The organism is Pseudogemmobacter sonorensis, from assembly GCF_042762395.1.
In the GTDB taxonomy this organism is placed as follows: Bacteria; Pseudomonadota; Alphaproteobacteria; order Rhodobacterales; family Rhodobacteraceae; genus Pseudogemmobacter; species Pseudogemmobacter sonorensis.
Map to the genome: position 1 here is coordinate 69,936 of NZ_JBEFZE010000018.1, position 10,881 is coordinate 80,816.

The following is a 10,881-nucleotide window of genomic DNA, read 5'->3' on the forward strand; positions in this document are numbered from 1 at the left end:
GCGGGCCTTCTTGATGCCGTATTTTCCGGGCAGGCTGTTTTCGGGCAGGCCGGGGCCGGAGCGCAGGACGGGGTCGGGACGGGTGAAGGACTTTCGGGAGACAGGTGGTCGGGGGGTCGCGGTTCTAGTCGATGGCGAGAACCTGGCGCCCGCGCTCGCGGCGGCGATTCTGGAAGCGGCCCGGGCCTATGGGGTGCCGAGGGTGCGCCGGGTCTATGGCAAGGCCGGGCATGTCGAGCGATGGGCCGATGCGGGGTTTCGCCCGGTCTTCGCCGGACGAGGCAAGAATGCTGCCGATCTGCTGCTGAGCATCGAGGCGATGAGCCTGGCGCTGCGGGACGGGTTCGAATGCGTGATCATCGCCTCGGCGGACCAGGATTTCACCCATGTCGCCGAGCATCTGCGCGAGATCGGCCATTCGGTCATCGGCATGGGCGACCACAGGGCGCCGCTTCGTTTTCGCAATGTTTTCAGTGAGTTTGTCGAGGTTTCGTCCAGGGATGCCGCTTCGGACAAGGCCGATACCCTAGGCGAGGTCTGCGAGATCATCCGCCAGGCCGGGCCGATGGGGGCCGCGCTTTCCGGGATCAACGGGCCGCTTTCACGGCAGGGGTTCAGGATCGGGGAGACGCCGGAGAAAAGCTGGCGCAAGTGGTTCGAGAACCGCGACGGGCAGTTCGAGCTTGACCCCATCGGGCCCGAGGCGCGGGTCAGGCTGCGCCGGGATTCGTGCCGTAGCGCGCCATGAACATCTCAAGCGCGCCATTCACCGAACGCTCGATATCGGCGGGGCTGATGTCCTCGACCAGGCCGAGCAGGAGGCGGTCGTGGATCAACGCCTTGCACAGTTGCACGAACTGATCCGAGGCCAGATCGAAATCCTCGATCCGCAGCTCGCCACGCTCGGTCAGGGCGCGCAGCCGGGTGACGAGGCGTTCGCGCACCAGGCCGGGGCCATGGGCGTGGAAGGTCCGCGCCAGTTCGGGAAAGCGGGCGACCTCGCCCACCATCAGCCGGAACAGATCGCGCCCAAAATCCGACATCATGAATTCGGCGATGCGGTGCCCGAGGAAGCCGAGCAGGTCGCGGGCCGAGAGATCGGGGTCGATATCGGCTTCGGCCAGTTCGGCCTGGCGATGGCATTCCGAGGTGCAGATTTCGGTGAACAGCAGGCGTTTGTCGGGGAAATAGGCGTAGATCGTCGCCTTGGAGACCCCGGCCTCACGCGCGATGTCGTCGACCGAGGCGCCTTCGAAGCCGTCGCGCATGAAGATATGGCGGGCGCCTTCCAGCACCTGTTCGAATTTCCTGCCCCGGCGAATTTCGGGCATCGGCATTTCGGTCACTGTTGACATGGGTGCATTCTGGCCGGGCGGGCCGGGCTTGGCAAGCTGGAAGCGCGGGTGATCGCGCGAACGGGGCGGGAAGGCACGTGATCGCCCGGCGGGGACGGCCTTGCCCGCTCTTGCATCCCGGGCCCGCCCGTGAAAGCTGTGGCCCAGCACCAGAGCCGGGCAGGACGCATCCATGCTGCCGATCTTCCTCCAGACGCTGCCGTTCTTCGCGGTGATCGGCCTTGGCTGGCTGGCCGGGCGGCTGCGCGCCTTTCCGCCCGAGGCGACGATGTGGCTGACGAAATTCGTCTTCTATTTCGCGCTGTCGGCGATGCTGTTCCGGCTGACCGTGAACCTTTCGCTGTCCGAGATCTGGGATCCGGTCTTCGTCCGGGCCTATCTGGCGGCGACGGGGGGGCTTTTCGCGGTGCAATTCGTGCTGTCGCGGCTGCGCGGCGCACCCCTGGCCGAGGCGACGATCGAGGCGCAATGCGGCACGATCGGCAATACCGGCTTTCTGGGCATTCCGATGCTGGCGGTTCTGCTGGGACCGGCCTCGGCGCCGCCGCTGCTTCTGGTGCTGACGCTGGACATGATCGTGTTTTCCTCGTTGGTCACGCTGTTGATCACGGCGGCGAGGGGGGGCACACCGGGGATTTCGGCGCTGGGTCCGCTGGCCTCGGGGTTGCTGGGCAATCCGATGATCGGCTCGATGGTGGCGGGATTTCTCTGGGCCGGGGCGGGGCTGCCGGTGCCGGATGCGATGGACGAGACGCTGGCGCTTCTGGGGGCGGCGGCGACCCCTTGCGCGCTGTTCGCCATCGGCGCCTCGCTGGCGGGGCGGAAGGTCGAGCGGCCCCTGGTCGCGGGCTGGCTGTCATTTTCCAAGCTGATCGTGCATCCGGCGGCGGTGGCGCTGGCGGCGCTGTGGCTGTTTCCGGTCGAGCCCGGGGCGGCGGGGGTGATGATCGCGGCGGCCGCTCTTCCCGTTGCCGGAAACATCTATATTCTGGCGCAGCATTACGGGGTCGCGCCGCAACGCGTCTCGGCCTCGATCCTGATTTCCACCGCCGCGAGCATCCTGACCGTGCCGCTTGTCATCGCATGGATCACCGGCGGATGAGCCGCCGCGCCTGACCCAAGGGAGAGAAAGATGAAAACCGTTTCGGAAAACCGCTGTTTCGGCGGGGTGCAGGGCGTCTATTCCCATGTCAGCCAGGCGACGGGCACCGACATGACCTTCGGCCTGTTCCTGCCCGAGGGCGCCGAGGACGGGCCGGTGCCGGTGCTGTGGTATCTGTCAGGCCTGACCTGCACCCATGAGAACGCCATGGTGAAGGCGGGCGCGCAACGCTGGGCGGCCGAAACCGGGATCGCGCTGGTCTTTCCCGACACCTCGCCCCGGGGCGAGGGGGTGGCGGATGATCCTGCATATGACCTGGGACAGGGGGCGGGGTTCTACGTCAATGCGACCGAAACCCCCTGGGCGCCGCATTTCCGCATGTGGGATTATGTGACGGAAGAGCTGCCGCGCCTTTTGTTCAATGCCTTTCCCATCGAGGAGGGCGCCCAGGCGATCACCGGCCATTCCATGGGCGGGCATGGCGCCCTGACCATCGCGATGAGCTTTCCTGGGCGGTTCCGCTCGGTCTCGGCCTTTGCGCCGATCGCCAATCCCACGGCTTCGGACTGGGGGCGCAAGCAGTTCGCGGCCTATCTGGGCAAGGATGAGAGCCTTTGGGCGGGGTATGATTCCGCGGTCCTGATGCGCAGGTTGGGCTTCGATGGGCCGGTGCTGATTGACCAGGGCACTTCCGACCAGTTCATCGACCTGCTGAAGCCCGAGGCGCTGGCCGCCGCCATGACCGAGCGGCGCCAGGGCGGCACCTTGCGGATGCAGAAGGGCTATGACCACAGCTATTTCTTCGTATCCTCGTTCATCGAGGATCATATCGCCTTCCATGCCACGGCGCTGATGGGCTGAGGGCGGGAAGGGGGCGCTGCCCCCTGAGGCGCGTGGCCGCGCCTCACCCCCGGGATATTTCGGCCAAGATGAAGGGGTGGGGTCCGGGCGGGGCGGAAGGGATTGGGGAAGAGATGGTTCTGTATATCGATGCCGATGCCTGTCCGGTGAAGGCCGAGGCCGAGCGGGTGGCGGTGCGGCTTGGCGTGGCGATGGTTCTGGTCTCGAACGGCGGGATCCGGCCCTCGGCTAATCCGCTGGTGCAATCGGTCTATGTCGGGGCGGGGCTGGACGAGGCTGACCGCTGGATCGCCGAGCGCGCGGGCGCGGGGGATGTCGTGGTGACGTCGGACATTCCCCTGGCGGCGCGGGTGATCGAAGCGGGTGCGGCGGTGGTGAAGCCCGACGGGCAGGAATTGGACGCGGCCAATATCGGCGGCATCCTGGCGACGCGCGACCTGATGGCCGATCTGCGTAGCGCCGATCCGTTCCGGCAGGGCGGCGGGCGGGCGTTTTCCCAGGCCGACCGGTCGCGCTTTCTGGACAGGCTGGACCGGGTGCTGCGGCGCGGCGCGGGTCCTGGTCAGGGGGCGGCCCGGAAGGGCTGAGCCGGGGCGAAGATGGCACAGGTCTTGCACGATGCGCCCCTGCGCGGGGTTCTGCTGGCGGCGGGGGCGGCGGTCGCTTTTTCGGTGAACGATCTGGCGATCAAGTTCCTGTCCGCGGGCTATGCGCTGCATCAGCTGATGCTGATCCGGGCGGGGATCGCGCTGAGCCTGATCCTGTCGCTGGCCGCCGCGCGGCCCGGGGGGATGGCGGGGCTGTTGCCGCGGCGCCCGGCAGAGCAGCTTTTGCGGGCGCTGGTGATCCTGGTGTCGAACATCTGTTTCTACACCGGGCTTGCGGTCATGCCTTTTGCCGATGCGGTGGCGGTGGGCTTCGTCAGCCCGCTGATCCTGGTGCTGCTTTCGGTGCTGTTCCTGGGCGAGCGGATCGGCCCGCGGCGGTGGAGCGCGATCCTGATCGGTTTTCTGGGCGTGGTGGTCATGCTGCGTCCGGGGGCGGGCGCGCTGCAACCGGCGGCGCTGCTTGTGCTGGCCTCGGCCTTTCTTTACGCCCTGGGCTATCTGATGACGCGGCATATGCGCGGATCGGAGAGTGCGCTTGGCCTGTCGGTCTGGATGCAGGTCGCCTTCATCCTGACCTCGGGCGCGATGGGGATCTGCTTCGGGGAAGGCCGGTTCGAGGCCGGAGGCACGATGTTCTCCTTTCTGCTGCGGCCCTGGATCTGGCCTCCGCCCGAGGATTGGCCTTGGTTCGTGCTGGCGGGGCTTTCGGTCGCCATCGGCTCGGTCATGATCACCCAGGCTTTCCGCCTGGCCGAGGCGGGGCTGGTCGCGCCCATGGAATATATCGGCATGCCGATGGCGATCTTCTGGGGGCTGGCGGTTTTTGGCACTTGGCCCGATGCGGTGGCCTGGGCGGGGATTGCGCTGATCTGCGGATCGGGCCTCTATATGATCTGGCGCGAGACCCGCCCGCGCCGCAAGGAGAACCCATGACCCCATCCCCTGCCGCCCCCGTTTCCGCGCCCGTGCCGCTTGGGCCCCCAGCCGCGGTCGTCTTCGATCTGGGCAATGTGCTGGTCGGCTGGGATCCCGAGGGATTCTACGACCGCGAGATCGGCGAGGACCGCCGCCGCGCCCTGTTCGCCGAGGTCGACCTGCACGGGATGAACGATCTGGTCGACAAGGGCGCGCTGTTTCGCGAAACCATCTACCAATGGGCCGAGGCCCGCCCCGCCTGGGCGCCCGAGATCCGCATGTGGTATGACCGCTGGCACGACATCGCCGCGCCCGCGATCGAGGGGTCGATCCGGCTGCGCGACCGTCTGCGGGCCAAGGGGGTGCCGGTGTTCTCGCTGACGAATTTCGGGCGCTATTCGTTTGAAGAGGCCCTGCCGCGCCTGCCCTTCCTGGCCGAATTCGACCGGCAATATGTCTCGGGCCTGCTGGGGGTGATCAAGCCCGACCCCGAGATCTACCGCATCGTCGAGGAGGACAGCGGCATCGCGCCCGGCGATCTGATCTTCACCGACGATCGGGCCGACAATATCGCCGCCGCCGCGCGGCGGGGATGGCGCACGCATCAGTTCGAAGGCTGGCAGGGCTGGGCGCAGCGCCTTGTCGCCGAAAGCCTTCTGACCGCAGAGGAGGCAGGGCTGTGACGCCCGAGCTGATCCCCCGTTCCGCCGAGAAGCTGTTGGGCTGGGGCGGGCTTCTGGAGGCGTTCGAGGCCGGGCACCGCCTGCCCCGGCCCGATATCAAGGATCTGTTCTGCTATCGCGGTCCCGATACCATCCTGGACCGCGCGGCCTGGATCGACGGGATCGGCGCGCTTGTGAAGGTGGCGACGGTGGTGCCCGGCAATGCCGCGCGCGGCAAGCCCACGGTGAACGGGGCGGTGACGCTGTTCGACGACCGGACCGGCGAATTGTCGGCGCTGGTCGATTTCCACCTGGTGACGAAATGGAAGACGGCGGGGGACAGCCTGCTTTCGGCCTCGAAACTCGCCCGCCCGGACAGCCGCCGGTTCCTGCTGGTGGGGGCGGGGAATGTGGCGCATTCGATGGTCGAGGCCTATGGCGCGGTGTTTCCCGATGCCGCGTTCCAGGTCTGGTCGCGCCGGGCCGAAGCGGCCGAGGCCTTTGCCGCCCCCCTGGGGATCGAGGTCGCGCGGGATCTGGAGGCGGCGGTGGCCCGGGCCGATGTGATCTGCACCTGCACCATGTCGACCGAGCCGCTGATCCGGGGCGAATGGCTGCGCCCGGGCCAGCATCTGGACCTGATCGGCGCCTATCGGCCCGACATGCGCGAGATCGACGATGCCGCCATCGCGCGCGGGCGGCTTTTCGTCGATTCCCGGGCCACGACCTTGCATCACATCGGCGAGTTGATGAAGCCGCTTGCCTCGGGCGCGATCGCGGAAAGCGATGTGCTGGCGGATTTCTACGATCTCCCCTCGGGCGCCTTCGCGCGCGGGTCGGAGGAAGAGATCACCATCGCCAAGAACGGCGGCGGCGCGCATCTGGACCTGATGACGGCGGCCTGGATCCTTGAGCGCTGGCGCGCGCGCTAGCCCTCGACCCGGACCGAGAAGGCGAAGGCGCGGCTGTGACCGGGGGCGAGGGTCACCGAAAAGGGGCGCTCGGCGATCTCGGGCCCGGCGCCTTTCAGCGCGGCCATGCCATGCCAGGGCTCGATGCAAAGGAAGGGCGCGCCGGGTTTCTGCCACAGGGCCAGATTGGGCAGGTTGTGGAAGCGGAAATGCAGCTCGCGCCCGCCCGCGACGCCGTAGCTGAGTTGCTCTCCCGCGTCCTCGGGAAAGATCGCGGCATCCGATTCGAACAGGTCGGGGGTGATCGCCAGCCAGCCCTCAGTGAAGGGCGAGGGCTGGCGTCCGGGCAGCAAAAGCCCGTCCTCGACCCGGGCCATCATCGGCTCGGCCCCGTTGTCGAGCCGGACGACATGGGGCAGGTCCTCCTGCCCCGGCAGCGGCCAGAGGAAGGCGGGGTGAAAGCCCAGGCCGAAGGGCATCGGGCGGTCGTCGTCATTGGTGACCTCGGCCCGGACGGTCAGTTCGGTCCCCATCAGGCTGTGCGACACCGACAGCCGGAAGGCGCGGGGATAAACGCCGAGCGTGTCCGAATCGCTGGTCAGCACATGGCGGCAGAAGGTCGGTCCCGCCTCTTCCAGCCGGAAGGTCCGGCGGCGGGCGAAGCCGTGCTGCGCCATCGGCGCCTCGACCCCGTCGAGGGCGATGCGGTCCAGTGGCGCGCGGCCGACGATGGGAAACAGGATCGGCGAGCGGCCGCCCCACCAGGCCGGATCGCCATGCCACAGAAGCGGCGTGCCATCGGCCAGTTCCAGGGTCTGCATCTCGGCGCCCAGGGCGCTGACCGTTGCGCTCAGGTGGTCGTTTGCGATGCGGACAGGCTCTGCGCTCATGATTTCCTCGGGGTTGCTCGATCCGGCGGGCGCCGGGCCGTTTCGATCGGTTCGGGCCCGCCAGTCTGTCCCGCTTATGCCCCCGGACCTGTTAAGCCCAGACCGCATGGCGCCGGATACAGATATAAATCATTGCAAATGCATGAAAATAAGGCGATCCTGCCTGCGCTCTGGGCGATGTTGGATCGATGGGGCAAGCCAAAGGCCCGCGTCCTGTCCGGGCGCGGGCCTTGGATGGCTTCGATCGAGGCGGCTAGACGCCGGTGCCCTTCAGGACCACGCCCACGGTCGCAACCAGGATCCTGAGATCGGAGGCGAAGGAGACCTCGGCCTCGTAACGGTCGTCGTATTCCGCCCGCGCCTCGAAAGTGGTGTGGTTGCGTCCCGCGGTCTGCCAGAAGCCGGTGACGCCCGGGCGCAGCGCGTAATAGGCGGTGCCGGGGTAGATCCTGCGCTGTTCCGGCATCATAGGACGCGGCCCGACAAGGCTCATGTCGCCCCGGAACACGTTCCAAAGCTGCGGCAGTTCATCAAGCGAGGATTTGCGCAGGAACCGCCCGAAATGGGTGACGCGCGGATCGTCGCGCAGCTTTTGCGTGCTGTTCCATTCCGCCCGCGCGGCGGGGTTGGCGGCAAGATGCGCCTCCATCCGCTGGTCGGCGTCGATCACCATGCTGCGCAATTTCCACATGCGGAACGGCTTGCCGTTCCGGCCGATGCGGATCTGGCTGTAGAACGGGCTTCCGCCCTCGCGCGCGACAAGCAGGGCCAGCGCCGCCACCATGGGCAGCACCACGGGCGCGGCGGCCAAGATGACGAAGATGTCGAGCAGACGCTTGAACAGCTTACGATACAGTCCGCCGGGGCGCGGCATCACAGCCTGGACCGCGCCTCCCGGGTGGCGGCCTGGCTTGACCTCGGGCTTTCCGGCAGCATTCAACGTTACCGCAATTCCTGGCTGCGGCTTTGGAAGGCTGATCCCCATTGTCAGCTTCCCGAGAACAAAGACGGACGAATATTCGCAATCCAGCGTTCCGCTGCGGAAAGATCCACACCGAAGGCTCTGTCCTCCATGCAGGATTGGCAGCACATGACTAGCACTCTTATAAAACGCCCCCAGTTGGCATTTTATCTAGATTTGGTGGGTCTTGCCTATGGTTCAACCCGGGCCGGGACCATGTTTCCGCCACGTTTCTGTAAAAATTCGGTCACCAAATCGGCTTGAAATCGGCTGGGACCGAATCCTCCACCACCATAGCGTGTAAAGCAATTTCGGATGGTGTCGGCGGGTCCAGTAGGGTCGGGTCCTGATTCGCCCGCGACCCAGTCAGCCGAGGCGACGGCGTCCGGTCATTGCCCGATCCGCCTTTATTTCCCTTAGGGAAACGATCGCTGAAGCCGATCTTCGGCCTGCGTTGCGTTCAGAAGGACGAAGGCCAGCAATCCGCAGCAGCCCGCAAGCGTATAGCTGAGAAGCCAGACCAGAACCGGCTGGCCGGTCAGGACCGAGATCGCAAGCGAGACGATCCCTGACATGATCGATGACACCACAGCTCCCGCCAGCATCCATTCACCTCTGTGGCCCCTTGGGGCGAAATATTGTGCTCAAACTGGAAACATTTCCAGTTCAAATTGACCATAGCACTATAATTCCTAACGATTTGATAAGAGGTATCGTCGGCCGACGGGCCGATCAGGGCACCAGCGCGGCCAGTTCCCCGGCTCGGGCCCACCAGACCAGTCCGATCAGCGCAAGGGCCAGCGCCCCCGCGATCATGTCATGGGTGGCGTCCCAGGCGCCATGCCGATGCGCGAGCCAGGCGATCAGCGGATGCGCCAGCGCCAGCGCTATCCCCTGGCCGATCAGCGCGCCTCCGACGCCCCAGAACTGCGCCCCGATCAGGAAGGCCAGCGTCTGGAGCGCGGCCTTCGCCGCCAGCAGCAGGAAGAACCCCCGCCCGTCCCCGGCCGCCAACGCAGCCTGGTCATAGCCCATGCCGACCACCGAGGGCATCAGGGCCAGGGCGACCGCCGTCGCCATCGCCCCAGCCGCCAGATAGCGCGCGTCGTAAAGGATCCCGACCAGCGCCTCGCCCGCCAGAGCCATCAGCGCCAGCAGCAGCAGGACCGAGACGGAAAGCCCCAGCTTCAGCCGCCGCATCCGCTGCGCGTTCCGGGCCGAGGCCAAGGGCGGGTGATCGCGATAAAGCGGGATCATGATCCGCCCCGCCACCGTCCCGGCCACCAGCATCGGGAACGAGGCAAGGAAATAGCCGATATTGTAGATCCCCAGCTCTCCCATGCTGAGGTGAAAGCCCAGGATCGCCTTGTCGCCCTGCGACAGCATGAAGCCGCAGGCGGTGGAGAGCAGGATCCATTTGCCGAAATTCAGCAGCTCCGAGGCGGCGGCCCTTTCCCAGCGGAAGCGGTTCGCCGGACCGGGGAGCCACAGGCTCGTGAACAGAAGTTTCGCTCCCGCCCCAAGCACCGCCCCCACCGCCAGCGCCCAGATCGAGCCGGTGGCCCAGGCCAGCGTCACCATGGAAAGGATGCCCGCCGCCTGTGCGGCCAGGTCCAGCAGTGTCACCCTTCCCAGCAGCAGGTGGCGGTTGGCGGTGTCGATCCTGGTCGGGTCGAAGCCCGCGATCAGCAGCGAAAGCCCCGCCACAGGCAAGAGCATGGCCAGGTCGGGCGCGTCGTAGGCCCAGGCCATCGGCAGCGCCAGGGCCGAGGCCAGCACCCACAGCAATCCGCCCCGGATCACGTTCACCGTCCAGGCGGTGTCGAGGAAGTCGCGCTCGTCCCCCCGGGGGCTGCGGGCGATCGCCGGGCCGATCCCGGCGTCGGAGAACATCTGCAACCCGACCAGGACCACGGTGACCAGCGCCATGATCCCGAAGGCCTCGGGAAACAGCAGCCGCGTCAGGATCAGGTTCGAGCCGAGCCGCATCGCCTGGGTGAAGGCATAGGCGCCCGCGGTCAGCGCACCACCGCTGAGCGCGCGCGCGAACAGCCCCGAGGCCTCGCCCTGCGGGGGCGTGCCCTCGCCATCCTGCCGATCCGACGCCCCGCCCGCCCGCATTCCCCGTGTCCTTCCAGCCTTTCTGGCCCGGCCCTTCCGGCGAGAAAAGCCTAAGACTTTGGCAAGACGGCGGCAATCCACTGCCCGGCCTCGTGTTTTTTTGTCGGCCGCGCGGCGGATTGGCGGGGACGGGGCGGGCGTTTCCCCTTGCGCCGCCGCCCATGCGCCCGGATTCTGCCGCGAAATCTTCGCAACAGCGTGCCAGGCCTGTCAGGATGAAAATCGCCTATCTCGTGAACAGCTACCCGCTTCCCTCGCAAAGCTTCATCCGGCGCGAGATCCAGGCGCTTGAGCGCGCGGGTTGGCAGGTGCATCGCTTTGCCATGCGCTCGGCCCGGGCGGATCTGGTCGATGCGGCGGATCTTGAGGAAGACGGGCGGACCGAGCATCTGCTGGCCCGGGGCCTGCCCCGGCTGGGGGTGCGCGCCCTGGGCCGTGCCCTGTGCCGTCCCGGCCCCGCGCTGGCCGCGCTGCGGCTCGCGCTGGCCTGCGGCG

Annotated in this window: 12 protein-coding genes and 1 pseudogene; 8 read left to right on the plus strand and 5 right to left on the minus strand. The window is 67.2% G+C overall.

The window, feature by feature from the left end:
* Nucleotides 1-82 precede the first annotated feature (82 nt).
* Complete coding sequence (locus tag ABNX41_RS13560) at nucleotides 83-748, plus strand: NYN domain-containing protein (protein ID WP_438670261.1); 666 nt, start codon at nucleotides 83-85, stop codon at nucleotides 746-748.
* On the opposite strand, the gene ABNX41_RS13565 is transcribed toward ABNX41_RS13560, so the two are convergent.
* On the minus strand, nucleotides 711-1,355 hold the full coding sequence (locus ABNX41_RS13565; RefSeq protein WP_438670262.1) for a TetR/AcrR family transcriptional regulator: 645 nt from the start codon (nucleotides 1,353-1,355) through the stop codon (nucleotides 711-713). The genes ABNX41_RS13560 and ABNX41_RS13565 overlap by 38 nt on opposite strands.
* A 172-nt stretch (nucleotides 1,356-1,527) precedes the next feature.
* Here ABNX41_RS13565 and ABNX41_RS13570 point away from each other — a divergent pair, with 172 nt between their 5' ends.
* From ABNX41_RS13570 to ABNX41_RS13595, 6 genes are all read left to right on the plus strand, one after another.
* A complete protein-coding gene (locus tag ABNX41_RS13570; RefSeq protein WP_438670263.1) occupies nucleotides 1,528-2,457 on the plus strand; it encodes an AEC family transporter in 930 nt (309 codons plus the stop codon).
* A 30-nt stretch (nucleotides 2,458-2,487) separates the two neighbouring features.
* On the plus strand, nucleotides 2,488-3,318 hold the full coding sequence (fghA, locus tag ABNX41_RS13575; protein ID WP_438670264.1) for an S-formylglutathione hydrolase: 831 nt from the start codon (nucleotides 2,488-2,490) through the stop codon (nucleotides 3,316-3,318).
* A 113-nt stretch (nucleotides 3,319-3,431) separates the two neighbouring features.
* A complete protein-coding gene (locus ABNX41_RS13580) occupies nucleotides 3,432-3,905 on the plus strand; it encodes a YaiI/YqxD family protein (RefSeq protein WP_438670265.1) in 474 nt (157 codons plus the stop codon).
* A gap of 12 nt (nucleotides 3,906-3,917) precedes the next feature.
* Nucleotides 3,918-4,859 (plus strand): DMT family transporter, encoded by a 942-nt coding sequence (locus ABNX41_RS13585; RefSeq protein WP_438670266.1) that lies wholly within the window; start codon nucleotides 3,918-3,920, stop codon nucleotides 4,857-4,859.
* A complete protein-coding gene (locus tag ABNX41_RS13590; protein WP_438670267.1) occupies nucleotides 4,856-5,524 on the plus strand; it encodes an HAD family hydrolase in 669 nt (222 codons plus the stop codon). The genes ABNX41_RS13585 and ABNX41_RS13590 overlap by 4 nt, the downstream gene beginning before the upstream one ends.
* Entirely contained in the window at nucleotides 5,521-6,435 is a 915-nt protein-coding gene (locus tag ABNX41_RS13595) for an ornithine cyclodeaminase family protein (RefSeq protein WP_438670268.1), read from the plus strand. Before ABNX41_RS13590 ends, ABNX41_RS13595 begins: the two co-directional genes overlap by 4 nt.
* Here ABNX41_RS13595 and ABNX41_RS13600 read toward each other — a convergent pair.
* The 4 genes from ABNX41_RS13600 to ABNX41_RS13615 all read right to left on the minus strand — a co-directional run bounded on the left by ABNX41_RS13600 (nucleotide 6,432) and on the right by ABNX41_RS13615 (nucleotide 10,386).
* Nucleotides 6,432-7,304 (minus strand): aldose 1-epimerase family protein, encoded by an 873-nt coding sequence (locus tag ABNX41_RS13600; protein ID WP_438670269.1) that lies wholly within the window; start codon nucleotides 7,302-7,304, stop codon nucleotides 6,432-6,434. The two genes, ABNX41_RS13595 and ABNX41_RS13600, sit on opposite strands and share 4 nt — an antisense overlap.
* A gap of 253 nt (nucleotides 7,305-7,557) precedes the next feature.
* The gene (locus ABNX41_RS13605; protein WP_438670270.1) at nucleotides 7,558-8,178 is read right to left on the minus strand and encodes a sugar transferase; all 621 of its coding nucleotides are present in this window, start codon (nucleotides 8,176-8,178) and stop codon (nucleotides 7,558-7,560) included.
* Nucleotides 8,179-8,681: 503 nt separating this feature from the next.
* Complete coding sequence (locus ABNX41_RS13610) at nucleotides 8,682-8,852, minus strand: hypothetical protein (RefSeq protein ID WP_438670271.1); 171 nt, start codon at nucleotides 8,850-8,852, stop codon at nucleotides 8,682-8,684.
* Nucleotides 8,853-8,997: 145 nt separating this feature from the next.
* Complete coding sequence (locus ABNX41_RS13615) at nucleotides 8,998-10,386, minus strand: oligosaccharide flippase family protein (protein ID WP_438670272.1); 1,389 nt, start codon at nucleotides 10,384-10,386, stop codon at nucleotides 8,998-9,000.
* Nucleotides 10,387-10,601: 215 nt separating this feature from the next.
* Between ABNX41_RS13615 and ABNX41_RS13620 the strand changes: the two are divergent.
* A pseudogene (locus ABNX41_RS13620) lies at nucleotides 10,602-10,881 on the plus strand (colanic acid biosynthesis glycosyltransferase WcaL); the annotation flags it as partial.